Here is a 23,917-nt window from a genome sequence, read left to right as displayed (position 1 = left end):
GTTGCCCCCATGTTCGATCACGTGTTGCGGTCAGCCTGCGCGCGCGGAGGGAACGCATCTCTCAATGCAACCATGCAATGGCCGGGAGGGAATGACAAGATTGCGGTTGTCACACAACCCATGAGAGCAGCGAAAGCGTATTTCAGCCAGCTCATGACGGCTTACCTCCTCGAAGGAGCTTCATGGGCTGTCGCCGAGACCCACCGAAATCGCAGCCGCGCCAACCAAGCCATCGCGGTCTTCCGCGCGTCGCGTCGGAATTGGGGGCGAGCTCTAGGCCACCACATGCTTGAAATAGCCAACCACACGAATGAAATCGTGATGGCTTTCGATCTCAAATCCGACGCGCAGGATATTGAGGCGATCTCCTCCAAGGAGGCGGCGACTATGGTTCGACGGGGCACGAGATCGATCCACTCCATGTCTTTCCAGACATGGTCCGACCTGAAGTGATAATACCGCTCACTATCCGAATGCGAATCTTCCGGCAGGTTGTGGTTCCTCGCATGAAGCGCGCGTCTTCGTGTCTTGCATTCAGCGGCACTCACCGCATCGGGGCCGGTGAGTTGGAATACAGGCTGGAGCGAGACGGGTCATTCTGGACCTTCCATTACTATCAGCGCGGCCACTAAGTGAGCGTCCGGCAATTCTCCACCGAGGATGAAGCATGTCGTTTCATGCTCGCCACCTTGCTCGCGGCTCAAACGACGCGGCGGTCGTGAAGAGCTATTTCTGCTCTGTCATCGCAGCCGACATATCGACTTTCCAGCTCATCACCAGTGCCGCCAGATTGCGGTCTGTATCGCTCCAGCTCGAGACGTCAGATGCCGAGTTCGGCGCATTCTTGTCCGGGTCATCATCGGGCGTGGTCGTGTCGTAGTCGATGACAAAGCCTTGCACAACGAGGCGGCGCTGGCAGATGTAAGTCCCGCAAGTGTTGAGGCCGTTCTGATTCTCGGACCCCCTGCCGGGAGCAACCGTTACCTTGGCTGCTGCGCTCCCGCAATCCGCGTCATAAACGCCGAGTTGAGGGATTTGCAGGCACACATGAGCGGTGAAGCCGAAGCCGTTGGGGATGACGAAGTCGACGACCGGCCGATAGCGCCAGGGGATCAGGAAGTGCTGTCCAGCCACGACCCGGTCGTACGACTGAGGTCCTCGCGGCGTCAGTGCGACGCAGATCGGACCGCCGATGACGACCACAAGCCAGGAGGAGATCCCGATCAGCGCCGCGGCGAAGCCCCTCCCGGCGGCATGCGCGATCGAGGCCGCGAGCGCGACGACCAGACCGAAGGCCGGCACCGCCCAGGCCAAAAAGATCCTGGTGGTCGCGAGGGGGACGTCCTGGTGCAAGGGATTGTGTGTCGCCCATTTGCTCGACACCATGCCGACCGCAAGCGCATAGAACGCGGCCGGGAGGATCATGAACCACAACAGCGCGACGAACCAGCTCGCCTTGCTTTCGAGAACCTCAGGGAGAGGACGGATGAAGGGCATGACGGCTGGACCGGCACGCTTCAAGCCAGTCCGCCCTGCGGCCGCAGCCGCAGCACCGCCGCCGGCAGATTGGCCGCCAGCCAGTCCGCGATCACCCGCTGCTTCCTATGATACGCCAGCCCCGCGGCCACCACCGCGACGCCGATCAGCGACAGCGCGAAGGGGAAGAGCAGCGAGTCCTTGAAGACGATTTCGGCGAGATGGCCGAGATACATCGTGATGCCGATGGCGCCGAACACGGCGTAGGCGCGACGGACGATGATGACGGCCACGGCAAGCAGGCCGACATTCATCAGGCAGTAGATCGCCTTGCCGAACTCGGTGGCGCCTTCGGTGGCGCTGATGCCGCCCCAGAAGGCCATCAGGCCGAACAGATGCAGCCAGAAGCCGAAGTCGCGGCTGCGGCTGGTGTAGTCGACGATCCAGGCGACGCTGAGGATGCCGAAGCCGAACCAGATCGAGACGATGCGGCGCATCTCCCAGTCGAAATGGCTGACGTTGAAGATCCAGGGCGTCAGATCCATCGACATGAACCACAACGCCACCGAGATGATCGCGACGATGAAGGGCACGCGGTAGAAGCGCAGCGCGATGCAGCCGGCGACGACGGTCGCGATTTCCATGAACAGCCAGCTGCCCTTGATCCAGACGTAGAAGTCATGGACCGTGCCGGGCTTGCCGAACCTGCCCCACCAGCCGAACTCGGCCTGGAGGCCGTAGACGGCGAGCGGCGCCATCGAGACGGCGATGGCGATCAGCAGGCCGCCGGGGACGCGCAAGTCGCGCCGCCAGAGGTGGTCGCCGGCGAAGCCGAAGGCTAAGGCGTAGACCAGCGCGCAGGCGGTCAGGGCGCGGCCGCCCATTTGCGAGAACGCCACTGTCGAGAACAGGCCCATGGCGCCGATCACGATCAGCGCGCCGGCGTACCAGAGCAGATGCGCAGCATCGAATTTGGCGCGGGGGGTGTCGATGGATGGAGCGCGCTGGTGGAGATAGGCCAGCAGGCGCTGCAGCTCGTCGGGGCTGATGGCGCCGGCGTTCGACGCGGCGCGGAGGTCGGTTTCGGAGTAGGACATGGTCGTTTCCTCAGATGGTCCGCCAGAGGGGCGTGCGGGTCCGGTCGCGCAAACGCTGCTCGCGTTGCGCGTCGCGGGCCGATGCCGGCGGCGGGGCGGATAAGTGTGAGTGTAGCGGAACGTGAGCGGCGTTCAAGAATTATTTTGAGCGACGCTCAAGAATTTCTTGAGCGCCTTAGACCCCCGCCCCCACGCATTGGCTTCCTGTCCGTGAGACCGACGCTCCCCCTCAACCTCAGTGTCATTCCCCGCGAAGGCGGGGAATCCAGTACGCCGCGGCTCCTCGATTGATCACTGCCGTCTCTGGAATACTGGATCGTCCGCCTTCGCGGACGATGACAGCGGAGTGTGATGATGCACTGTCCGCCCCAAGCGCCGTCATGGCCGGGCTTGTCCCGCCTGCGCACCGAAGCGGCTTCGGCCGCGCAGGCGGGACAAGCCCGGGCATGACGAGGTCTGGGTTGGCGATTTGCCCTCAACGCGGTGGCCAGACGCGGGTGGATCTAGCGGGCGACATATACGGCCGCGACGGGCCCCCCGCCGCTCAATCCTTGAAATACGGCTCCACCGGGCCATGCACCTTGATCGTCAGCGGGTTGCCGTGGCGGTCCTTGGCGGTGCCGGCGGCGACGCGGATCCAGCCTTCGCTGATGCAGTATTCCTCGACATTGGTCTTCTCGGCGCCCTTGAAGCGGATGCCGACGTCGCGCGACAGGATCTCCGCGTTGTAATAGGGGCTCTTCGGATCGACCGAGAGGCGGTCGGGGAAGGTGAAGGTCTCGTTGTCGCTCACAGCAGTGCCTCGATCTCTTTCTTCAACGCCTCGGGCGTGGTGGTCGGCGCATGGCGCGACACCACGTGGCCGGTGCGATCGACCAGGAATTTGGTGAAATTCCATTTGATCGCCGAGCCCAACAGGCCCGTCTTCTCGCCCTTCAGGAACCGGTACAGCGGGTGCGCGTCGGCGCCGTTGACGTCGATCTTCGCAAACAGCGGGAAGGTGACGTCGTACTTGCCGGCACAGAACGCGCCGATCTCCTCGGCCGTGCCGGGCTCCTGGGCGCCGAACTGGTTACAGGGAAAACCGAGCACGGCAAAGCCCCTGTCGGCGTAGGCGCGGTGCAGCGCTTCCAGGCCGCGGTATTGCGGCGTGAAACCGCAGGCGCTGGCGGTGTTGACGATCAGCAGCACCTGGCCTTCGAACCGCTTCAACGGCACTTCCTCGCCCTTCAGCGAGGTCGCGGTGAAATCGTAGATGCCAGCCATCAGCCCAGCACCGGATCGATCGGCGACGGAGGCGTGCCGCCGGCCTCGATCGCCTCGCCCGCGGCAAGGCACATGTCCTCGCGAAAGCGCTGGCCGACGAGCTGCACGCCGACGGGGACGCGGCCGACCATGCCGGTCGACACCACGAGGCCCGGCAGGCCGAAGAACGGAATCGCGATCTGCGTCAGCTGGGCGTGCCAGACCTGCTTGAAGGATTCCTCGTCCTTGCGGTCGAGCTGGTCGGCGAACGGCAGCATGCCGGAGACCGGCAGCAGCAGCAGCGGATGCTGCTCCATGAACAGGAGCCACTGCCGGGTCAGCGCGGCGCGGCGTGCGAGCGTCGCTGAGAGGTCGAACGGATGCACCTTGTCGCGGTTGCCGCGCAGGCAGGCGAGCGCGCCGGGGTCGCCCTCCTTCTCTGCCGCCGCGAGCTGGGCCTCGTAGCCGTCGCCGAGCCAGAGCCGGGTCTGCAGCAGCGCGGCCTCCTGCATCGGCGGCGTGTCCTGGATCTCCTCGACGGTCCAGCCGGCGGCTTCCAAGCGCTTGGCGGCATCGCGCAGCGCGGCGACCACCTCGGGGACCGGGTTCAGGCCATCGGGGTTGACGCAGAGCGTGACGCGCTTCGGCAAGGGGGGTCCCTCGAGCGGCACCGGCATCCACCAGACATCCCGCACGTCGCGCGCCGACATCACCGCCAGCGCGATCCTGACGTCGTTGACCGTGCGCGCCAGCGGGCCGGAGACGGCGCTGATCTGCGGGCCGATCGGGCGCTCCGGCAGACAGGTGTTGAAGGCGGGGATGCGGCCGACGGTCGGGCGCAGGCCGTGGATGCCGCAGGCATAGGCGGGATAGCGGACCGAGCCAGCGATATCCGTGCCGTGGCCGATGTGGCCGATGCCGGCGGCAGTGGCCGAGCCGGCGCCGCCCGAGGAGCCGCCCGGCGTAATGCCGGGGTCGCGCGGGTTCTTGGTGTGGCCGTGGATGAGGTTGCTGGTGAACCAGCGATAGGACACCGCAGGCGTATTGGTGCGGCCGAGCAGCACGGCGCCGGCCTTGACGAAATTGTTGACCACCGGATTGTGCGCGGACGCGATCGCGTCCTTCTGCAAATTGAGGCCGTTGGTGGTGGCGTAGCCGGTCTGATCGACATTGACCTTGATCGTCACCGGCACGCCGGCGAGCGGCCCGGGATCCTCGCCGCGCGCCAGCCGGGCGTCGATGGCGTCGGCCTGCTGCAGCACGTCCTCGGGCCGATGGTCGATCACGGCGTTGATCGCCGGGTTGACCGCATCGAGCCGCGCCAGCGCGGAGGTCGCGGCGTCGCGCGCGGACACCTGTTTCGACTTGATGAGGGCGGCAAGGTCGGCAGCCGGCAGGCGCCAGAGATCGGTCATGAGGAGCTCCGTGATGGTCCCGCGTTCTTAGCGCGGCGGACAGAACGGAGAAAGCGGTCTGGGCGCGGCCCTCCTGATAGGCCTATGCAACAAAGTGCATGGGTCTTGTTGCGCCCCGCCCTTTCCTCCTCGTCATGGCCGGGCTTGTCCCGGCCATCCACGTCGTTCGGCACCCGTGGATGGACGTGGATGCCCGGGTCAAGCCCGGCCATGACGGAGAAACAAGCTGAGCGCGCGGAATGCGGTGCAAGGTGCCCCGCGATCAATACCCGTCCTGCATCGATCGATCCGGAAACAGGCTTGGTCAAGCCTGACAAACGACTTTAAGACCTCAACCAACAACATCACAAAGGGGGAAACAACACATGATCAGATCGGGCACCATCATGGCCGCAACATTCGTCCTCGCCGCCGCGGCCACGCTTGCGCCGCGCGCGGTCTCTGCCGAGACCTACGCCTATGTCGGCAATGCCGACAGCAACGACATCAGCGTGTTCAAGTTCGATGCAACGACCGGCGAGATGACCCTGGTGCAGACGGCGGCGTTCGCAGGCGTCGAGAAGCCGGGCCCGTCGACCCCGCTCGCCGTCAGCCCGGACAGACGCGTGCTGGTCGCCGGCGTCCGCTCGCAGCCTTTCCAGGCGGAGAGCTTCGCGATCGACGGCAAGACGGGCCAGCTCACCCACATCGGCAACGGACCGCTCGCCGACAGCATGGCCAACATCGCCTTCGACCGCACCGGCAAGGTGCTGTTCAGCGCCTCCTATGGCGGCAACAAGGTGGCGGTGAATCCGCTGCAGGCGAATGGCGTGGTCGGAGCACCGAGCCAGGTGATCCCGACCGGACTGAACGCGCACGCCGTGCTTCCCTCGCCCGACAACCGCTTCGTGTTCGCGACCAATCTCGGCTCCGACCAGGTGCTCGGCTTCGCCTTCGATGCGGCAACGGGCACGCTGACGGCCAAGGACGCGCTGACGGTGAAGACGCCGGAGAAGTCCGGTCCTCGCCACTTCATCTTCCACCCGAACGGCAAGTTCATCTACCTTCTGCACGAGCTCAACGCCGATCTCGCCGTCTATGCCTATGACGCGGACAACGGCACGTGGAGCGAGCAGCAGCGCATCACCACCCTGCCGCCGGGCTTCACCGGCAAGCCCTGGGCGGCCGATCTTCATGCAACACCGGATGGCAAGTTCCTGTACGCCTCCGAGCGCGGCTCGAACACGCTGGCCGGCTTCAAGGTCGATCCGGCAAGTGGGAAGCTGACTCTGATCGGCAGCGTGCCGACCGAGACCCAGCCGCGCGGCTTCGCCATCGACCCCACAGGGCGCACTCTCGCCGCCGTCGGCGAGGTGTCGAACGGCATGACGGTGTATCGGATCGATGCCACGAGTGGCGCGCTGGAGAAGGTGAAGTCCTACGCCGTCGGCAAGAAGCCGAACTGGGTGGAATTCGTCAGCCTGCCGTGAGCGGCGGGCTGCAACACCGCTGTTGCGGCCATCCTTCGAGACGCCCGCCTCCGGCGGGCTCCTCAGGATGAGGGGCTGAGGGTGCGGAAGGAATTCTTCCGCGTTGTGATGCCTCCCCTCATGGTGAGGAGCCCGCCGGAGGCGGGCGTCTCGAACCATGAGGCCCGGATGGCTCCAGCGTTTCCATCCGCGCTGCGAGTGCCTATATCCAACGCCATGACCATGCCTGCCGCCCAGCCCGACCGCCATCCCCTTGCGGTTCAACATCCGGAACTCGACGACGCCGCGATCCGACTCATGGTCGAGACCTTCTACGGCCGTGCGCGCGAGGACGAACTGATCGGCCCGATCTTCAACCGCACGGTCGAGGATTGGGACGAGCATATCGGCAAGATCAGCGATTTCTGGTCGTCGATGTTCCTGAAGACCGGCCGCTACAGCGGCGCACCGATGCGGCCGCATCTGTTGCTGGACCTGCAGGGCGCGCATTTTGACCGCTGGCTGGGATTGTTCGAAGCGACGGCCAAGGACCTGTTCGCGCCGGAGCTCGCGGAGCTCTTCATCATCCGGGCGCGGCGCATCGCCGACAGCTTCGAGATGGGGATCGCGAGCACGCGCGGCGATCTCGTGCGTCCCCGGCATTCGGTCTGAGCCCGACGGGCCATCAACCGTCGCGGCGGCCCAGCCCCGCCCGTTCGATCCGCGGCAACGCCGACCGAGCAACCGCGCCGCGCCTACGCGCGCTCAATGGCGCGTCATCGATTGCGCGGGCATGCTGAAGATCGCCTCGGAGAACGGAAACTCCAGCACGATCTCGCCATCCTCGTCGGTGACTTCGATGACCGCCGTCATCAACGCTGCGTTGCCACCTTCGGTGCGCAGCAATTCCTTGATCATGTCGCGCGCCACTTCCCAGGCGCGATCGGGGTTGCGCAGCACTTCGCCGTCGGTGTCGGAGACCAGTTCCTCGCCGATCCGTGTGTTGAAGAAATATCTAGGCATCGTCAGCTTCCAATGGGGTCACACGCTGGGATTTTGAAGTCTCGAACGTCTCACAACTGCTTTATCCAGCCCATTCCACCCAAGGCTAATGGCGGAACAGGACGGCGTTGCGAAGCCATCGATCACGAATTCGTTGTTTTCGCGGCTCAATCCGGCGAAAACGACAGCAATTCGCGCTTGCGACTTTGCACTGCAATAAGCAGGCCTGAGAGGCTCAAACAAAAAGATTCCACTGGCGAACTTTTCGTAGCACGGTAGTTTAATGCTGAGGACGATAACCGTCCCGTCTTGAAGGAGAGGACAATGGCCTGGAAAGCACCGAAGATCGTTGAAGTGCCGGTCGGCATGGAAATCAACATGTATGCCTGCGCCGCTCGCAAATAATTCGCGGGTGTGACGTCCCGGTCTCGCCGATCAGGACGTCGACGCTTGAGGGTGGGGATCAGCGATCGCGTGTGTGCCGGCCCATGCGCAGGACGCTTGCGCAGATCCGATGTCCCACCCTCGTCACCTTCCTCGACCTGCCAGTCGTCCTGACGGCCGGTCGTGCTGCCGCTGGTAATCGCGTGCGTCACCACAGCTGAATTCCAGGAGACGGCTCATGCTTCGCCTCGTCGTCCTGGGCGCCGCCGCGGGCGGCGGAGTCCCGCAATGGAATTGCGGCTGCGCCGTGTGCCGCGCCGCGCGCACCGGCCATCCCGAGATCCGCAATAGCCAGGCCTCGGTCGCGGTCAGCGCCGACGGTGCCAACTGGTTCCTGATCAACGCCTCGCCAGACCTGCGCCAGCAGGTGACCAACGCGCCGCAGCTGCATCCGAAGCCGGGCGCGCTGCGCCACAGCCCGATCGCCGGCGTGATCCTGACCAATGGCGAGATCGATGCGGTCACGGGGCTGCTGTCGATGCGCGAGAGTTCGCCTTTTTCGATCCATGCGCACCCCAAGGTGCTTGCGATCCTCCGCTCCAACAACATCTTCGACGTGCTGAAGGAGGAGAACGTCAAGCGCGTGCCGATCGTGATCGACGTTCCATTCCGCCCCTTGCTGCAGGATGGCGCGCCGTCGGGACTGGAGATCACCGCCTTCGCGGTATCCGGCACCAGCGCCTGGTATCTGCGCGACAAGCAGCATCCCGGCGGCAGCTCCTCGGCGGGCGACACGCTCGGCCTGAGGATCGAGGACGTCGACAGCGGACAATATGCCTACGTCATCGCCGCCTGTGCCGACGTCGACTTTGACTTGAAAACGAGATTGAAAGGCGCGCCGCTGGTGCTGTTCGACGGCACGGTGTGGCGCGACGACGAGATGATCCAGGCCGGACTCGGCAACAAGACCGGGCAGAGCATGGGACATATCGCGATGTCCGGAGAAAGCGGCGCGATCAAGCAGCTGGCGGACCTCGGGATCGGCAGGAAGATCTTCCTGCACATCAACAACTCCAATCCGGCGTGGCTGCACGCCTCACCCGAGCGGCAAACGTTGGAACGCGAGGGATGGGAAATCCCCGCTGAAGGGATGGAGATCGTACTGTGAGTGAGGTCAATCTGAGCGGAATGACGGCACTGTCGATCGGCCGCGGCGTCACGCTGAACAATGCGAGCGAACTGGAAGCCGCGCTGCGCCACATCGGGGCGACGCGCTATCACAATCATCACCCGTTCCATAAGCTGCTGCACGGCGGCAAGCTGAACAAGGGCCAGGTCCAGGCCTGGGCGCTGAACCGCTACTACTACCAGTCGACGATCCCGCTGAAGGACGCGATGGTGATGACCCGCTTCCGCGACCGCGCCACGCGGCTGGAATGGCGGCACCGCATCGAGGATCATGATGGCGACGTCGGCAGCGAGGGCGGCATCGAACGCTGGATCAAGCTGACCGAGGGCCTCGGCCTCGATACGGCCTATGTGGAATCCACCGAAGGCATCCTGCCGGCGACGCGCTTCGCGGTGGAGGCCTATGTGCATTTCTGCCGCGACCGCTCGCCGCTGGAGGCAATCGCCTCGTCGCTGACCGAGCTGTTCGCCCCGAGCATTCACGAGGAGCGCATCTCGGGCATGCTGGAGCACTACAATTTCGTCAACAACGACACCATGAGCTACTTCAAGCGCCGGCTCACCCAGGCGCCGCGCGACGCCAACTTCGCGCTGCATTACGTCAAGGAGCATGCGACCACGCCCGAGCAGCGCGCCGCGGTGTGCAATGCGCTGATCTTCAAGACCAACGTGCTGTGGGTGCAGCTCGACGCGCTGTATCACGCGTATGTCGAGGGCCACATCCCGCCCGGCGCGTTCGTGCCGAAGGAGGGGTGAGCGTGGTTGTCGCGGCTCTCTCAACAGCATCGGTTCCACCCTCCCCTGGAGGGGGAGGGTCGGCTCGCGCGAAGCGCGAGGCGGGGTGGGGTGAAGCCGCCAGCCGCGGTGCGCGTGGAGAAATCACCCCACCCCGTTGCGCATCGCGCGCGATGCGCAACGACCCTCCCCCTCCAGGGGAGGGTGGGCACTTCCGATGCCGCAGCATCGGATCAAACGCACCTGCTATCGTGTAGAGACCCCCACCATGGCCCCGCGTCACATCCAGGTCACCGAAATCAGCCGTGTGGTGCTGCCGCGGCATACCAAGCTGAAGTATGACGAGACGCGGCAGGTCTGGGTGATCCTCGCCCCCGAGCGGGTGCTGGCGCCGGATGAGATCGCAGTCGAGGTGCTCAAGCTGTGCGACGGCGCGCGCAGCGTCGCTGACATCATCGACGAACTCGCGGCGAAGTACGCCGCGCCGCGCGACGTCATCGCGACGGACGTCGTGGCGATGCTGCAGGATCTCGCCGACAAGGGATTCCTCACCGAGGTTCGGGAGACGACGTCATGACCGATCTCACCGAGACATCACCGCCAGTCGACAGCAATGACGGCCTCGCCGTGCTGGAACGCCGCGGCTCCGTCGCCGAGACCTACGGCATTCCGCTGGCCGTGCTGCTCGAGCTGACCCATCGCTGTCCGCTGCAATGCCCGTATTGCTCGAACCCGCTGGAGCTCGACCGCGCCGGACAGGAGCTGACGACCGCCGAATGGAAGAAGGTGCTGTCCGAGCTCGCCGAGATCGGCGTACTGCAGGTGCATTTCTCCGGCGGCGAGCCGACCGCGCGCAAGGACATCGTCGAGCTGGTGCAGCACGCCAACGATGTCGGGCTCTACACCAACCTCATCACCTCGGCGGTGCTGCTGACGCGCGAGCGGCTGAAGGAGCTGGCCGATGCCGGGCTGTGCCACGTTCAGATCAGCTTCCAGGGCAACGAGCCCGTCGTGGCCGACCGCGTCGGCGGCTACAAGGGCGGGCACGCCAAGAAACTCGAAGTCGCGCGCTGGACCCGTGAGCTCGATCTTCCGCTGACGGTGAATGCCGTCATGCACCGGCAGAACCTGCATCAGCTTCCGGACATCATCCAGATGGCGGTCGATCTCGACGCCGACCGGCTCGAGGTCGCGAACGTTCAGTACTATGGCTGGGCGCTGAAGAACCGCGCGAGCCTGATGCCGACCTATCAGCAGCTCGAGGAAACCGACCGCCTGGTCGAGGAGGCGCGCGAGCGGCTGAAGGGCACGCTGACGATCGACTACGTCGTGCCGGACTATTACGCGCTGCGGCCGAAGAAGTGCATGGGCGGCTGGGGCCGCCAGTTCTTCAACATCTCGCCCTCGGGCAAGGTGCTGCCCTGCCATGCCGCCGAGAGCATCACCGGGCTCGACTTCATGTCGGTGCGCTCGAACAACTCGATCGCCTGGATCTGGCAGAACTCCGAGGCCTTCAACCGCTATCGCGGCACCGGCTGGATGAAGGAGCCGTGCAAATCCTGCGAGTTCCGCGAGATCGATTTCGGCGGCTGCCGCTGCCAGGCGTTCGCGCTGACCGGCGACGCTGGCAATACCGATCCGGCCTGCACCCTGTCGCCGCTGCACGAGAGCATCTTCAAGCAGGCAGAGCGCGATGCGGCCTCCGGCCAGGACCGCTTCCTGTATCGCAACTTCGCCGGCGGCACGCCCGAGAGCAACGATGCCTGACGCCGAAGCCGGCCGCGCCGCCGCGCGCCGCAGCGATCCGTTTGCGCCGCTGACCTCGGAATGGCTCGACGTCTCCGGCGGCCACCAGATCTATGTCGAAAGCAGTGGCCGCGCAGGCGGCATTCCCGCGGTGTATCTCCACGGCGGTCCCGGGTCCGGCTGCCAGCCGGACCACCGTCGCCTGTTCGACCCCGAGCGCTTCCATGCGGTGCTGTTCGACCAGCGCGGCGCCGGCCGCTCGCGCCCCGCGCGCAGCCGCGACAACAACACCCTGCCCGACCTGATCGCCGACATGGAGGCGATCCGGGTGAAGTTCGGCTTCGACAAGTGGATCGTCGCGGGCGGCTCGTGGGGCGCGACATTGGCGCTGGCCTATGCGCAGGCCCATCCGGATCGCGTCACGGGCTTGGTGCTGCGCGCGACCTTTCTCGGCACCCGCGCCGAGGTGGAGATGGCGTTCGGCGAGACCTTGGCTCGCTTCCATCCCACGCTCCACCGCGATTTCCTGGAGATGCTGCCGGAGACCGAGCGCGCCAATCCCTGCGAAGCCTATTTCCGCCGCATCCTCGATCCCGATCCGGCCATCCACGGCCCGGCCGCGCGCGCCTGGCACGACACCGAGCGGGCGCTCTCGGAAATCAAGCCGGCGCGCAGCCATCTCGACCGCCTCGCCATCCGCTCCGGCAGCGCGCTCCCCGCGACGCCGTTCATGGAGGCGCACTATTTTTCTCACGACAGCTTCATGGCGCCGGACCAGTTGCTGCGCGATGCGACAAAACTCGCCGGCATTCCCGGAATCATCGTGCAGGGGCGCTATGACCTGCTCTGCCCGCCCTCAACCTCCGCGCGGCTCGCCGAGGCCTGGCGCGACGCCGAAATCCGTGTCGTCGAAGCCGCAGGTCACAATCTTTATGACCCCGGCATCCGCGATGCGGTCATGAAAGCCATCTGCGATCTGGCGACGCGCGCGATCGCGCCTTAAACACATCACTCATTCCCCTCATGCTGAGGAGGCGCGTCAGCGCCGTCTCGAAGCATGAGGCCCGTGACATCCGGGCCTCATCCTTCGAGACGGTCGCCTTTGGCGGCCTCCTCAGGATGAGGATCAGCCACACGCTCAGGGAGCCTCGAGATGCCCATCGCCGGCAAAGGCATGCTGTTGACGTCGATGAACATCGACGCCGCTCACGAGGCCGACTTCAACCGCTGGTATGACAGCGAGCATCTCGAGGAGCGCGTCGCGATCCCCGGCTTCATCGAGGCGCGACGCTATGTCGCCGAGCAGGGCAGTCCCAAATATCTCTGCCTGTACTCGACCGAGACCATCGATGTGCTCGACAGCGCGCCCTATCGCGCGCGGCTCGAGGCGCCGACGGAATGGTCCAAGGCTGTCATGGCGCGCTTCAAGAACATGATCCGCAGCGTTGCGCGCATCACGATCTCGAAGGGCGCCGGCCGCGGCGCGGTGCTCGGCATCATCCGGCTGCGGCCGAAGCCGGGACAGGATGGCGCGCTGCGCGACGCGCTGCAGATCGAGCTCGATCCGCGCGAGCTGAAGGGCGTGATCTCGATGCATCTGCTGGAAGGCGATGCGGATCTGTCCGGCCCCGCCGCTGGTGTCCCTGCAAGCTCACGCGACGCCGACTGGTTCATCCTGATCGACGGCACCGACAGCCACGCCATCGCGACGCTGATGACGACGCGCTTCGCGGCTGTCGATGGACCGTTGGCGACGCAGATTTCCGCCGGCATCTATCGCCTGATGTGGGATCTCAGCCGCGCTGATATTGCGGCGAACTAAGTTTGGGCCCCTCTCTCTCCACACGTCATGCCCGGGCGTGACGCGCCATTGGAGGAGCGATACCGGAGTCCTTGACACATTGATCAGGTAACCCCAGCTGTCATCGTCCGCGAAGGCGGACGATCCAGTACGCCGTGATACCTCGGCTCAATATCTTCTGCCGCGGAGTACTGGATGCTCCGCCTCCGCGGAGCATGACAGCCGTGGATACGGCGAAATCTCGACCCGGAACGACCTCTCGCGTCGACAACAACGTGAACAGTTGAATGCCGCCGCATCATCCCGCACCGCACACGTGGCGGCTTCGCGCCTGCAATGCGGCGACGCACCACTGTGCATGGGGAGCAGCATTGCAAATTTGCCTTTGTGTGCGCCTTGGAATGGCTCTAGTCTGATAAGACTATTCAATTGAGCCATTCAAAAAACAGAAGGGCGATGACCAGGGCCTGCTTCGGACCTCAACCGATCCTCTGCTGATCCTGAACAATCAGTCGTCCTCACGTCAGGAAGGCCGCGCGAGACTGGTTCGGCGCGCGGACAGGGTAGGAATGAGAGCGACTGATATCTCGGCGCCCGACTACTTTCACAAAGTGGTCGATTGCCAATGGGCTTGTCCCGCACACACGCCGGTCCCCGAATACATCCGCCTGATCGCCGAGGGTCGCTATAGCGACGCCTACATGATCAATTGGAAGTCGAACGTCTTTCCCGGCATCCTCGGACGGACCTGCGATCGCCCCTGCGAACCCGCCTGCCGACGCGGTCGCGTCGAGGAGAGCCCGGTCGCGATCTGCCGCCTGAAGCGCGTCGCCGCCGACTTCAAGGACGACGTGCAGCAGCGGATGCCGCGCCCTGCCCCGAAAAACGGCCGGCGCATCGCGCTGGTGGGCGGCGGTCCGGCGTCGCTGACGGTGGCGCGTGATCTCGCGCCGCTCGGCTATCACTGCACCGTGTTCGACGCCGATCCCAAGCCCGGCGGCATGATGCGCTCGCAGATTCCCAAGTTTCGTCTGCCGGACAGCGTGATCGACGAAGAGACGGGCTATGTGCTCAGCCTCGGCGTCGACTACAAAGCCGGCCATCGCATCGACAGCCTCAAGACGCTGCTCGCCGACAACTACGACGCCGTGTTCATCGGCTCCGGCGCGCCGCGCGGCCGCGAGTTGAACATTCCCGGCCGCAAGGAAGCCGCAGGGAACATCCATCTCGGCATCGATTGGCTGTCGAGCGTGTCGTTCGGCCATACCGACAAGATCGGCAAGCGCGTGATCGTGCTCGGCGGCGGCAACACCGCGATGGACTGCTGCCGCACCGCGCGCCGGCTCGGCGGCGAGGACGTCAAGGTCATCGTCCGCTCCGGCTTCGAGGAGATGAAGGCGTCACCCTGGGAGAAGGAAGACGCGCTGCACGAGGACATTCCGATCCTCAACTACCTCGTTCCGGTGGCCTTCACGCACGACAATGGCAAGCTGACCGGCGTCACCTTCCAGAAGGTGAAGGCCGAGTATGACGACAAGGGCCGGCGCTCGCTGGTGCCGTCGGGCGAACCGGATCAGACGTTCGAATGCGACGACGTGCTGGTTGCCGTCGGCCAGGAGAATGCCTTCCCCTGGATCGAGGCCGATTGCGGCATCGAATTCGACAAATGGCATATGCCGGTGGTCGATCCGGCCACCTTCGTCTCGACCAATCCCAAGGTGTTCTTCGGCGGTGATGCGGCGTTTGGTCCGAAGAACATCATCTGGGCGGTCGCGCAGGGCCATGAGGCGGCGCTGTCGATCCATCGGTTACTCTCCGGCGAGGACATCACCGAGCGGCCGCTGCCGGAGGTGCATGTCTCGTCGCAGAAGATGGGCATCCACGAGTGGAGCTATGACAACGACGTCTCGCCGGAGAAGCGCTTCAAGGTGCCGCATCGCGACAAGGTCGTCGCGCTGAAGGACATCCGCGCCGAGGTCGAGCTCGGCTACGACGTCAAGCTCGCGCTCGGCGAGGCGCATCGCTGCCTGAACTGCGACGTGCAGACGGTGTTTTCCAACACGCTGTGCATCGAATGCGACGCCTGCGCGGACATCTGCCCGATGGACTGCATCACCTTCACCGAGAATGGCGAGGAGGCCGATCTGCGCGCGCGCTTAAGGGCGCCGTCGCTGCATCCCGACCAGGATCTTTACGTGTCATCGGATCTCAAGACCGGGCGCGTGATGGCGAAGGACGAGGATGTCTGCCTCCATTGCGGCCTGTGCGCCGAACGCTGCCCCACCGGTGCGTGGGACATGCAGAAATATTTCATCGAGACGACTCACGCAGGTAACGCATGTCCCAGCAAGCGCCGCTCAGCAGCGTAAACGACTTCGTCGTCCGCTTCGCCAACGTCAACGGCTCCGGTTCGGCCAGCGCCAACGAGCTGTTCGCGCGCGCCGTGCTCCGTCACGGCGTGCCGGTGTCCCCGCGCAACATCTTCCCGTCCAACATCCAGGGCCTGCCGACCTGGTACGAGGTGCGCGTCACCGAGGCAGGCTATCTCGGCGCCCGCGGCGGCGGCACCGATTTGATGGTGGCGATGAATCCGCAGACCTGGGACAAGGATGTCGCCGGGATCGTGCCGGGCGGCTACCTGTTCTACGATTCGACCAAGCCGATGCCGTCGACCAAGTTCCGCGACGACGTCAATGTGATCGGTGTGCCGCTGACCGCGATCACCAACTCGACCTATTCGGATCCGCGCCAGCGCCAGCTGTTCAAGAACATCATCTATCTCGGTGCCCTCTCGGCGCTGCTCGAGATGGATCCGAAGCTGATCGAGCAGTTGATCGGCGAGCAGTACAAGGGCAAGGAGAAGCTCCTGTCCTCCAACGTCCACGCGCTGCATCTCGGCCGCGACTGGGCGCTGCAGAATTTGAAATGCCCGATCGGACTGCGCATCAAAAAGGCCGACAAGGTCGGCGACCGCATCTTCCTCGAAGGCAACAATGCCGCCGCTCTCGGCGCCGTCTATGGCGGCGCAACGGTGTGCGCGTGGTACCCGATCACGCCGTCGTCGTCGGTGGCCGAGGCCTTCACCAATCACTGCAAGAAGCTGCGGCATGATCCCGAAACGGGCCAGGCCAAGTACGCCATCGTGCAGGCCGAGGACGAGCTGGCCTCGATCGGCATGGTGGTCGGCGCGTCCTGGAACGGCGCACGCGCCTTCACCACCACGTCCGGCCCCGGCGTGTCGCTGATGACCGAGTTCATCGGCCTGTCCTACTTCGCCGAGATTCCGGCCGTGATCATGAACGTGCAGCGCGCCGGCCCCTCGACGGGCATGCCGACCCGCACGCAGCAGTGCGATCTCATTGCCTGCGGCTATGCCTCGCACGGCGACACCAAGCACGTCATGCTGTTTCCCGAGGATCCGGCCGAGGCGTTCGAGTTCGCCGCCGCCGCGTTCGATCTCGCCGAGCGGCTGCAGACGACCGTCTTCCTGATGCTCGACCTCGACATCGGCATGAATCAGCGGCTGTGCCGGCCGCTGAAATGGGACGACGCCAGGCAGTATGACCGCGGCAAGGTGATGACCGCCGAGATGCTCGAGGAAGGCCGCGATTTCGGCCGCTACCTCGACGTCGACGGCGACGGCATCCCGTTCCGCACCCTTCCCGGCACGCATCCGACCAAGGGCTCCTATTTCACCCGCGGCACCTCGCGCGATCGCTACGCGCGCTATTCGGAGGAAGGCGCCGTCTACGCCGACAACGTGCAGCGCCTGCTGCGCAAGTTCCAGACGGCCCAGGACATGGTGCCGCGGCCCTTGCAGGCCAATGCGGCCAAGCCGTCCAAGTATGGCGTGATCTATTTCGGCTCGACCGCGCCGGCGATGGACGAGGCGACCGAACTCCTGGAGGCGCGCGGGCACCAGCTCGATCGGCTGCGCATCCGCGCCTTCCCGTTCCATTCGAGCGTGGCGAGCTTCGTTGCCGAGCACGACTTCGTCTACGTGGTCGAGCAGAATCGCGACGCGCAGTTGCGGCAGCTGATTGTCACCGAAAACGGCATCGACCCGGTCCGTCTGGTGCCGATCCTGCACTATGACGGCACCCCGATCACCGCCCGCTTCATCGCGGACTCCATCGGCACCCACCAGGACCAGATCAAGGTCACCCCGCTGCGCAAGGCGGTGTCGTGATGGTTTACACGCATTCTCCTCGCGTCATGCCCGGGCTTGACCCGGGCATCCATCTCCTTCCCGGCTCGACGTGGATGGCCGGGACAAGCCCGGCCATGACGGCCGTGAGCGACACGGTGCTCTCATGACCTACATCGCGAAGCCGAAATTCCAGCATCCGGGCATCAAGAAGAACGAGCTCGGCTATAGCCATCGCGACTACGAAGGCAAGATCTCGACCTTGTGCGCCGGCTGCGGCCACGACTCGATCACGGCGTCGATCATCGAGGCCTGCTTCGAGCTGTCGATCGAGCCGCATCGGGTGGCCAAGATCTCCGGCATCGGCTGCTCGTCGAAGACGCCAGACTATTTTCTCGGCAATTCGCACGGCTTCAACACCGTGCACGGCCGCATGCCCTCGGTGCTGACCGGCGCCAACCTCGCCAACCGCGAGCTGATCTATCTCGGCGTCTCCGGCGACGGCGATTCCGCCTCGATCGGCTTCGGCCAGTTCGCGCATGCGATCCGGCGCGGCGTGAACATGACCTATATCGTCGAGAACAACGGCGTCTATGGCCTGACCAAGGGCCAGTTCTCAGCGACCGCCGACCGCGGCTCGAAGTCGAAGAAGGGCGTCACCAACACGGACAACCCGATCGACCTGGTCGGCATCGCGCTGCAACTGGGCGCGACCTACGTCGCGCGCTCGTTCTCCGGCGACAAGAAGCAGCTGGTGCCGATCATCGAAGGCGCGATCCGGCACAAGGGCGCCGCCTTCATCGACGTGATCAGCCCGTGCATCGCCTTCAACAATCACGCCGGCTCGACCAAGAGCTTCGATTATGTCCGCGAGCACAATGACGCCGTCAACCGGCTCGACGTGCTGACCGGACGCGACCCGATCGAGATCGACCAGGATCCCGGCACGGTGCAGATCGTCGAGCAGCATGACGGGTCGCGCCTGGCGCTGCGCAAGCTCGACGCCGACTACGATCCGCACGACCGGCTCGGCGCGATGACCTTCCTGCAGAAGCATGCGGCGCAAGGGCAGATCGTGACCGGGCTGCTGTATGTCGATCCCGAAGCGGATGACCTGCACAGCCACCTCAACACGGTGGAGCGGCCGTTGAACCGGCTGGAGGCGGCGGATCTGTGCCCGGGGCAGAGCGTGCTCGACAAGATCAATGCGAGCCTGCGTTAGCACAGGAAAGCCCTGCTTGGACACATCACGCTTGGCTGCTCACCCCGCGTGAACACAATCCTCGGGGGGCAAGTGCAGCGCCGTCCTCGGTGCGCCCCCCTCACGGTGAGGAGCGTCGCCCTTGCGACGCGTCTCGAAGGGCGAGGCCCGAGCTGTGGCCTCGCCCTTCGAGACGCCCGCCTGCGGCGGGCTCCTCAGGGTGAGGGTGAAGAGCATTTGCTGGGGCAAGAGAAGCAAGCCGCCGAAGTTCTTCACCAGCAGGCTGCGCATGATGAGCGAGACTACGCCCGCAGCGCATTCGCCCACACGCGGTCGAGCTGCGCGATCGCTTCCGGCAGCGGCAGCGCCGACAGCGACTCGTCATCACCACTCACGAGCCCGAACTCGCGCAGCCTGATCAACGCCTCATCGATATTGAACGCCCGCCCCAGTCCGAACATCTGCTGCAATAATTCCTCGACATGGCTCCCCAGTGCCGCCCGGCTGAGCGGCACCGATGCCAGCAGCAGCCCGCCATAGGCCAGCACGGCCTCCTTCCAGTCCTGGTCCTCGGCCTCGCCGATCAGGTAGTTGAAGATGCCGGAATTGTTGTTGACGTTGCGGAAGTAGATGTTGTCCGTGACCTGCTTCTGATGAATCAGCGACTGGCGGTGGAAATTGCCCCATTGCCGCAGGATGAAGGCGCCGAGCGCGAACAGGCCGGACAATGCCGCCAGCGCCTGCTCGGTGTCGTTGTCGTGCACGGTGCCGCTGAGGCCGAGATAGAAGCCGGCGACGATGAACAGCACCGTAAGCGTCGATGCCAGCTTGAGCAGGATCGGCACGCCGCCGACCAGCGCCGGCACCCCGAGCGTGAGCTGCTCGCGCAGGCCCATGACGACGCGGACGTTCGGCAGCAGCGCTTCGAGATCGAAGCGCGCGATGTGGCGGAAATATTTGAACAGCACCGCCCCGCCGCGGATCTTGTTGCGGCCGCGCCAGGCGGCGGTCTTGCGCTTCTTCTTCGTGGGCTCGTCGGGCCGGGTCGCGACCATCAGGATGATGTCGTCATAGACCTCGATGTCCTGCTTGCGCCGCCGCAGGCCATAGAGCATGGGCACCTCGATGGTCTCTTGATGCGTGCCCCGCCGGAACATGCGGACGGCGCGAAAGTCGGAGACCGGCGCCCTCAGCTTGACCCTGACAAGCGCGTGCTCGGCGAAGGCGCGCTCGATCTCATCGTGGCTGATCTCGATGAAATTGGCTTCGCCCAGCACCCGGACGAATTCGTCGGTGAGGTTGCAATAGGCGGTGTCGAGCTCCTGGGCGGTGCGATGGCGGCTGGCGGGGACCTCGGGATCGAAGTCGAAATAGACGTCGCGCAGCCGATCGAGCTCGTCGAAATATTCGTGGTGCAGGATGGCGCCGAGCATGTGCGCCAAATGGCGCAGGTCGGCCGCCTGGGCCTCATCCAGGCCGCCATGCGAAATGACGGCGTCCAGGACGTCGGACTTGCGTATCGGAATGAACCGGTCCCGCCGATCCGTTGCCGCCGTCTCCTTTGCTCCAACCACGCGCCTTATGCCCGAGCCTTGATCATCGTCCGCAACGGCCGGCTGCAACCACCCGGCCCATGGCGGGCACAATAGCGGGCTCATCAGCCTTGCGCCACTCGACGCGGGATGGAAAAGCTCGCTGGGGCCGGCCGGGAGGGAGAGATCATGACCAATGATGTAAAGACGGCGTCAGCATTTCGCGCCATTCGCGCCATCGACTACACGGTGATCCTCGCCCGCGACTGGGACGTCATGCGGCAGTTCTACCAGGAGGTCCTGGGCTTCCCGCTGCTCCGGGAACTGTCGCAGGGGTGGATCGAATTCCAGGTCGGCTCCAACACGCTCGCGCTCGCTCGGCCGCAGCGGCTGAGATCGGACCAGCCGACCCCGCCGGGAAGCGCGGCGCTTCAGCTCGCCTTCAAGGTCGGACGCGACGACGTCGACCGCTGCGCGGCCGAGTTGACCGCGAAGGGCGTCGCGCTCCTCGAGCCGCCGAGGGACCAGCCCTTCGGCCATCGGACGCTGTTCTTCAGGGATCCCGACGGCAACCTGCTGGAGATCTTCGCGGAAATCTGACGTCGCTCAGGGCATGGCGGCCGCGCTACGCGGCCGCCGGTTGTATCCGGGGATTGAGCACATACTCCTTCAGCACCTTGTCGGTGGCGGCGTCGACCTCGACCAGCGACACGTCATAGCTCCAGAGATCGGCGAGATGCTGCAGCACGCGCTTGGTGTCGGTCTCGCTGAGCTGCGCGCCCTTCACCACCGTATGCCGCAGCATCAGGCGGCGGTCGCCCGCGAGGTCGACGTCGACCACCTCGATGTTGGGATCGATGTAGCCGACGTCATATTGCTTCGACAGTTCGCGGCGAATGCGGCGATAGCCGCGCTCATCATGGATGGCGTCGACCAGGATGCCGGCGCGCTCGGCCGGATCGTCATGCAGATGGAACAGCCGAAGCTGCCGGATCAGCGCCGGGCTCAGGAACTGGCTGATGAAGCTTTCGTCGCGATAATTGGCCCAGACGTCACGCAGCACCGCCATCTCGTCGCCAGTGCCGGCGATGTCCGGAAACCACTCGCGATCCTCTTCGGTCGGGTCCTTCACGATGCGCTCGATGTCCTGCATGATCGCAAAGCCGAGCGCGTAAGGATTGAAGCCGGAGAAGCGCGGATCGTCGAACTCCGGCTGGAACACGACGTTGGTATGCGACTGCAGGAATTCCAGGAAATTGCCGTCGGTGAGACGCCCCTCCTGGTGCAGGCGACTCATGATACGGTAGTGCACGTAGGTCGCCGTGCCCTCGTTCATCACCTTTGTCTGGCCCTGGGGATAGAAATACTGCGCGATGTGGCGGACGATGCGCAGCAATTCGCGCTGCCAGGGCGCCAGCCGCGGCGCTGATTTCTCCAGGAAATAGAGCAGATTCTCCTGCGGCAGGCCGAGCAGCGCGCGGCGGCGCTCGACATTCAGCACCGCGCTGGTCTTGGCCGGCCCTGTAGGCACCGTGCGCCAGAGATCGTTGAACTGCTCCTCTTCGTAGAGCCGGCGCTTGCCGGCGCGCTTCTCCTCCTCGCGGAAGTCGAGCTTCTTCTTGCCGGGATAGCGGTCGACGCCGTGCGACATCAGCGCATGCGCGGCATCGAGCGTGTGCTCGACCGCCAGCCGGCCGAACCGATCCTCGCATTGCGCGATGTAGCCGCGGGCAAAGTCGAGATAGTCCAGGATGCCGTCGGCATCGGTCCACTGCTTGAACAGGTAGTTGTTCTTGAAGAAGTGGTTGTGGCCAAACGCCGCGTGCGCGATCACCAGCGTCTGCATCGTCGCCGTGTTCTCCTCCATCAGGTAGGAGATGCACGGCGAGGAGTTGATCACGATCTCATAGGCGAGGCCCATCAGGCCCTTGCGGTACGAGGCCTCGTGATAGGCGAAATGCTTGCCGAACGACCAGTGCTTGTAGAACAGGGGCATGCCGACCGAGGAATACGCGTCGAGCATCTGCTCGGCGGTGATCACCTCGATCTGGTTGGGATAGGTGTCGAGCCCGAGCTCCTTGTGCGCCACGGTCTCGCAGGCATCGTGGATGCGCTGCAAAGTGAGAAAGTTCCAGTCTGCGCCTTCGAACAGAAGCCCACTCATGACGCGGCCCTCTCCTGCGTCGTGCCGCGACGCTGAAACAGATCGTGAAAGACCGGGAAGATCTCGCTGCGATCGCGCACCTTGCGCATCGACAACGGCTCGCCATTGGCGCGCAGCCGCTCATAGAGCGACCACAGCGCCGAATCGGGCATCTCGAACGAATAGGTTCCGGATTCGCCGACTTCGAGATAGGCGAAGAACTGCGAGACCGGCAGGATGTTGTCGGTCAAGAGCCGCGCGACGTTCTCCGAATCCGAGGTTGCGTTGTCGCCGTCCGAGGCCTGCGCCGCATAGATGTTCCAGTCCGACGGGCGGAAGCGCGAGCGGACGATGTCGTGCATGCATTGCAGGGCGCTCGACACCAGGGTGCCTCCGGACGCCGGGCCGTAGAAGAAGGTCTGCTCATCGACCTCCTCGGCGCGGTCGGTGTGACGGATGAACACGATCTCGACATGGCGGTAGCGCCGCGTCAGGAAGACGTAGAGCAGCATGTAGAACCGCTTGGCGAGGTCCTTCATGTGCTCGGACATCGAGCCGGAGACGTCCATCAGGCAGAACATCACCGCCTGCGCAATCGGCTTCGGCACCGCCTCGAAGCGGCGATAGCGAATGTCGATCGGATCGATGAAGGGAATGCGCTTGGCCTTCGCCTTCAACGCTTCGAGCTCGGCCGCGAGCGCGGCCTTCTTCTCCTCGTCGGTCTCCTGCTCCATCTGGGCTTCGAGCTCGGCAATCGCCTCGGGCCGCGGCCGGCGCAGCGCGACGCGGCGGGCGAGCGCGCGGGTCACCGTACGGCTGATCGAAATGTTGGCCGGTGAGCCCGATGTCGAATAGCCCGCGCGCACCAGCCCTTCGCTCTCGGCCTCGGCAAACTTTCGCTTGGCGAGATCGGGCAGCTCGAGATCGTCGAGAAACAGGTTGACGAATTCTTCCTTGCTGAGCACGAAGCGGAACGCATCCTCGCTGTCGCCCTGCCCCGGCCCCGACTTGCGGCCGCTGCCGTCACCGGAGCGCGGCAGGATGTCGCCCTCGACGAACTTCTTGTTGCCCGGCAACACCATGTCGCGGGTGCCGCCCTCGCGGCGAAGGCGCGGCTCGTCCATGCCGTCGAGCGGGATCGAGACCTCGCCGCCCTCCAGCACGTCCTTGATGTCGCGGTCCTGCGAGGTCTTCTTGACCGCTCCCTGAACCAGGGCCTTGGCGCGGCGCAAAAATCGCTGGCGGTTTTCCAGACTTTTGCCGCCCGGATTCAGGCGCCGATCAATGATGTGCATGACCACGTTCCATACGCCTCCTGCTGCAGCGGCTTCGACTCCTGCTCTCCCCCGCCGCGATG

The 23,917-nt window shown here is 64.9% G+C and carries 23 protein-coding genes; 14 read left to right on the top strand and 9 right to left on the bottom strand.

Translation table 11 applies throughout. The features are described 5' to 3' along the window. The first annotated feature begins 9 nt into the window (after positions 1-9). On the top strand, positions 10-453 hold the full coding sequence (locus QXZ94_RS33030) for a hypothetical protein (RefSeq protein WP_315725525.1): 444 nt from the start codon (positions 10-12) through the stop codon (positions 451-453). Between the two features lie 273 nt (positions 454-726). Here QXZ94_RS33030 and QXZ94_RS33025 read toward each other — a convergent pair whose 3' ends face one another. The 5 genes from QXZ94_RS33025 to QXZ94_RS33005 all read right to left on the bottom strand — a co-directional run bounded on the left by QXZ94_RS33025 (position 727) and on the right by QXZ94_RS33005 (position 5,233). Next, entirely contained in the window at positions 727-1,521 is a 795-nt protein-coding gene (locus tag QXZ94_RS33025) for a hypothetical protein (protein WP_315725523.1), read from the bottom strand. Next, on the bottom strand, positions 1,518-2,573 hold the full coding sequence (locus QXZ94_RS33020) for a hypothetical protein (RefSeq protein WP_315725521.1): 1,056 nt from the start codon (positions 2,571-2,573) through the stop codon (positions 1,518-1,520). Before QXZ94_RS33020 ends, QXZ94_RS33025 begins: the two co-directional genes overlap by 4 nt. A 544-nt stretch (positions 2,574-3,117) precedes the next feature. Next, positions 3,118-3,366 (bottom strand): DUF3297 family protein, encoded by a 249-nt coding sequence (locus QXZ94_RS33015; protein ID WP_006614234.1) that lies wholly within the window; start codon positions 3,364-3,366, stop codon positions 3,118-3,120. Then, entirely contained in the window at positions 3,363-3,839 is a 477-nt protein-coding gene (locus QXZ94_RS33010) for a glutathione peroxidase (protein WP_315725519.1), read from the bottom strand. The genes QXZ94_RS33015 and QXZ94_RS33010 overlap by 4 nt, the downstream gene beginning before the upstream one ends. Then, a complete protein-coding gene (locus tag QXZ94_RS33005; protein WP_315725517.1) occupies positions 3,839-5,233 on the bottom strand; it encodes an amidase family protein in 1,395 nt (464 codons plus the stop codon). The genes QXZ94_RS33010 and QXZ94_RS33005 overlap by 1 nt, the downstream gene beginning before the upstream one ends. 365 nt (positions 5,234-5,598) lie before the next feature. Here QXZ94_RS33005 and QXZ94_RS33000 point away from each other — a divergent pair, with 365 nt between their 5' ends. Then, positions 5,599-6,702 (top strand): lactonase family protein, encoded by a 1,104-nt coding sequence (locus QXZ94_RS33000; RefSeq protein WP_315725515.1) that lies wholly within the window; start codon positions 5,599-5,601, stop codon positions 6,700-6,702. A 216-nt stretch (positions 6,703-6,918) separates the two neighbouring features. Continuing rightward, positions 6,919-7,353 (top strand): group III truncated hemoglobin, encoded by a 435-nt coding sequence (locus QXZ94_RS32995; protein ID WP_315725513.1) that lies wholly within the window; start codon positions 6,919-6,921, stop codon positions 7,351-7,353. 93 nt (positions 7,354-7,446) lie between these two features. Here the strand turns inward: QXZ94_RS32995 and QXZ94_RS32990 are convergent, their stop codons facing one another. Beyond that, positions 7,447-7,704 carry a DUF6894 family protein gene (locus QXZ94_RS32990; RefSeq protein WP_315725511.1) on the bottom strand — a complete coding sequence of 86 codons (258 nt, stop codon included), beginning with the start codon at positions 7,702-7,704 and terminating at the stop codon, positions 7,447-7,449. A 303-nt stretch (positions 7,705-8,007) separates the two neighbouring features. On the opposite strand from QXZ94_RS32990, the gene pqqA reads away from it, so the two are divergent. The 10 genes from pqqA (at position 8,008) to QXZ94_RS32940 (ending at position 18,906) form a co-directional block, all read left to right on the top strand. Beyond that, entirely contained in the window at positions 8,008-8,088 is an 81-nt protein-coding gene (gene pqqA / locus QXZ94_RS32985) for a pyrroloquinoline quinone precursor peptide PqqA (protein ID WP_012029362.1), read from the top strand. 217 nt (positions 8,089-8,305) lie between these two features. Beyond that, the gene (pqqB, locus tag QXZ94_RS32980) at positions 8,306-9,235 is read left to right on the top strand and encodes a pyrroloquinoline quinone biosynthesis protein PqqB (protein ID WP_315725508.1); all 930 of its coding nucleotides are present in this window, start codon (positions 8,306-8,308) and stop codon (positions 9,233-9,235) included. A 20-nt stretch (positions 9,236-9,255) separates the two neighbouring features. Beyond that, the gene (gene pqqC / locus QXZ94_RS32975) at positions 9,256-10,011 is read left to right on the top strand and encodes a pyrroloquinoline-quinone synthase PqqC (protein ID WP_210261728.1); all 756 of its coding nucleotides are present in this window, start codon (positions 9,256-9,258) and stop codon (positions 10,009-10,011) included. Positions 10,012-10,258: 247 nt separating this feature from the next. Beyond that, positions 10,259-10,567, top strand: coding sequence for a pyrroloquinoline quinone biosynthesis peptide chaperone PqqD (pqqD, locus tag QXZ94_RS32970; protein ID WP_315725504.1), 309 nt, complete (start codon positions 10,259-10,261; stop codon positions 10,565-10,567). After that, positions 10,564-11,757: a pyrroloquinoline quinone biosynthesis protein PqqE gene (gene pqqE / locus QXZ94_RS32965; protein ID WP_315725502.1), complete on the top strand. Its 1,194-nt coding sequence runs from the start codon at positions 10,564-10,566 to the stop codon at positions 11,755-11,757. The genes pqqD and pqqE overlap by 4 nt, the downstream gene beginning before the upstream one ends. Beyond that, the gene (gene pip / locus QXZ94_RS32960) at positions 11,750-12,739 is read left to right on the top strand and encodes a prolyl aminopeptidase (protein ID WP_315725500.1); all 990 of its coding nucleotides are present in this window, start codon (positions 11,750-11,752) and stop codon (positions 12,737-12,739) included. Before pqqE ends, pip begins: the two co-directional genes overlap by 8 nt. A 150-nt stretch (positions 12,740-12,889) precedes the next feature. Then, positions 12,890-13,558, top strand: a complete 669-nt coding sequence (locus QXZ94_RS32955) for a DUF4286 family protein (RefSeq protein ID WP_315725498.1) — start codon at positions 12,890-12,892, stop codon at positions 13,556-13,558. 548 nt (positions 13,559-14,106) lie between these two features. Then, positions 14,107-15,906: an FAD-dependent oxidoreductase gene (locus QXZ94_RS32950; protein ID WP_315725496.1), complete on the top strand. Its 1,800-nt coding sequence runs from the start codon at positions 14,107-14,109 to the stop codon at positions 15,904-15,906. Next, positions 15,876-17,726, top strand: a complete 1,851-nt coding sequence (locus QXZ94_RS32945) for a 2-oxoacid:acceptor oxidoreductase subunit alpha (RefSeq protein WP_315725494.1) — start codon at positions 15,876-15,878, stop codon at positions 17,724-17,726. The genes QXZ94_RS32950 and QXZ94_RS32945 overlap by 31 nt, the downstream gene beginning before the upstream one ends. A 124-nt stretch (positions 17,727-17,850) precedes the next feature. After that, the gene (locus QXZ94_RS32940; protein WP_315725492.1) at positions 17,851-18,906 is read left to right on the top strand and encodes a 2-oxoacid:ferredoxin oxidoreductase subunit beta; all 1,056 of its coding nucleotides are present in this window, start codon (positions 17,851-17,853) and stop codon (positions 18,904-18,906) included. Between the two features lie 281 nt (positions 18,907-19,187). On the opposite strand, the gene QXZ94_RS32935 is transcribed toward QXZ94_RS32940, so the two are convergent. Continuing rightward, a complete protein-coding gene (locus QXZ94_RS32935; RefSeq protein ID WP_315725490.1) occupies positions 19,188-20,459 on the bottom strand; it encodes a TMEM143 family protein in 1,272 nt (423 codons plus the stop codon). Between the two features lie 147 nt (positions 20,460-20,606). On the opposite strand from QXZ94_RS32935, the gene QXZ94_RS32930 reads away from it, so the two are divergent. Then, positions 20,607-21,017, top strand: coding sequence for a VOC family protein (locus QXZ94_RS32930; protein ID WP_315725488.1), 411 nt, complete (start codon positions 20,607-20,609; stop codon positions 21,015-21,017). 25 nt (positions 21,018-21,042) lie between these two features. On the opposite strand, the gene QXZ94_RS32925 is transcribed toward QXZ94_RS32930, so the two are convergent. After that, a complete protein-coding gene (locus tag QXZ94_RS32925; protein WP_172111191.1) occupies positions 21,043-22,581 on the bottom strand; it encodes a SpoVR family protein in 1,539 nt (512 codons plus the stop codon). Next, positions 22,578-23,855 (bottom strand): YeaH/YhbH family protein, encoded by a 1,278-nt coding sequence (locus tag QXZ94_RS32920; RefSeq protein WP_315725485.1) that lies wholly within the window; start codon positions 23,853-23,855, stop codon positions 22,578-22,580. The genes QXZ94_RS32925 and QXZ94_RS32920 overlap by 4 nt, the downstream gene beginning before the upstream one ends. Positions 23,856-23,917 lie beyond the last annotated feature (62 nt).

Source organism: Bradyrhizobium sp. SZCCHNS2022 (genome assembly GCF_032377575.1).
GTDB classification, from domain to species: Bacteria; Pseudomonadota; Alphaproteobacteria; order Rhizobiales; family Xanthobacteraceae; genus Bradyrhizobium; species Bradyrhizobium aeschynomenes.
This window is presented reverse-complemented; position numbering and strand designations above follow the sequence as displayed.

Excerpts from the sequence above, each read along its gene's own strand:
- QXZ94_RS33030 (WP_315725525.1), top strand. The coding sequence starts at position 10 with ATGTTCGATCACGTGTTGCGGTCAGCCTGCGCGCGCGGAGGGAACGCA.
- QXZ94_RS33020 (WP_315725521.1), bottom strand. The coding sequence starts at position 2,573 with ATGTCCTACTCCGAAACCGACCTCCGCGCCGCGTCGAACGCCGGCGCC.
- QXZ94_RS33010 (WP_315725519.1), bottom strand. The coding sequence starts at position 3,839 with ATGGCTGGCATCTACGATTTCACCGCGACCTCGCTGAAGGGCGAGGAA.
- QXZ94_RS33005 (WP_315725517.1), bottom strand. The coding sequence starts at position 5,233 with ATGACCGATCTCTGGCGCCTGCCGGCTGCCGACCTTGCCGCCCTCATC.
- QXZ94_RS33000 (WP_315725515.1), top strand. The coding sequence starts at position 5,599 with ATGATCAGATCGGGCACCATCATGGCCGCAACATTCGTCCTCGCCGCC.
- QXZ94_RS32995 (WP_315725513.1), top strand. The coding sequence starts at position 6,919 with ATGACCATGCCTGCCGCCCAGCCCGACCGCCATCCCCTTGCGGTTCAA.
- QXZ94_RS32990 (WP_315725511.1), bottom strand. The coding sequence starts at position 7,704 with ATGCCTAGATATTTCTTCAACACACGGATCGGCGAGGAACTGGTCTCC.
- pqqA (WP_012029362.1), top strand. The coding sequence starts at position 8,008 with ATGGCCTGGAAAGCACCGAAGATCGTTGAAGTGCCGGTCGGCATGGAA.
- pqqB (WP_315725508.1), top strand. The coding sequence starts at position 8,306 with ATGCTTCGCCTCGTCGTCCTGGGCGCCGCCGCGGGCGGCGGAGTCCCG.
- pqqC (WP_210261728.1), top strand. The coding sequence starts at position 9,256 with ATGACGGCACTGTCGATCGGCCGCGGCGTCACGCTGAACAATGCGAGC.
- pqqD (WP_315725504.1), top strand. The coding sequence starts at position 10,259 with ATGGCCCCGCGTCACATCCAGGTCACCGAAATCAGCCGTGTGGTGCTG.
- pqqE (WP_315725502.1), top strand. The coding sequence starts at position 10,564 with ATGACCGATCTCACCGAGACATCACCGCCAGTCGACAGCAATGACGGC.
- pip (WP_315725500.1), top strand. The coding sequence starts at position 11,750 with ATGCCTGACGCCGAAGCCGGCCGCGCCGCCGCGCGCCGCAGCGATCCG.
- QXZ94_RS32955 (WP_315725498.1), top strand. The coding sequence starts at position 12,890 with ATGCCCATCGCCGGCAAAGGCATGCTGTTGACGTCGATGAACATCGAC.
- QXZ94_RS32950 (WP_315725496.1), top strand. The coding sequence starts at position 14,107 with ATGAGAGCGACTGATATCTCGGCGCCCGACTACTTTCACAAAGTGGTC.
- QXZ94_RS32945 (WP_315725494.1), top strand. The coding sequence starts at position 15,876 with ATGTCCCAGCAAGCGCCGCTCAGCAGCGTAAACGACTTCGTCGTCCGC.
- QXZ94_RS32940 (WP_315725492.1), top strand. The coding sequence starts at position 17,851 with ATGACCTACATCGCGAAGCCGAAATTCCAGCATCCGGGCATCAAGAAG.
- QXZ94_RS32930 (WP_315725488.1), top strand. The coding sequence starts at position 20,607 with ATGACCAATGATGTAAAGACGGCGTCAGCATTTCGCGCCATTCGCGCC.
- QXZ94_RS32925 (WP_172111191.1), bottom strand. The coding sequence starts at position 22,581 with ATGAGTGGGCTTCTGTTCGAAGGCGCAGACTGGAACTTTCTCACTTTG.
- QXZ94_RS32920 (WP_315725485.1), bottom strand. The coding sequence starts at position 23,855 with ATGCACATCATTGATCGGCGCCTGAATCCGGGCGGCAAAAGTCTGGAA.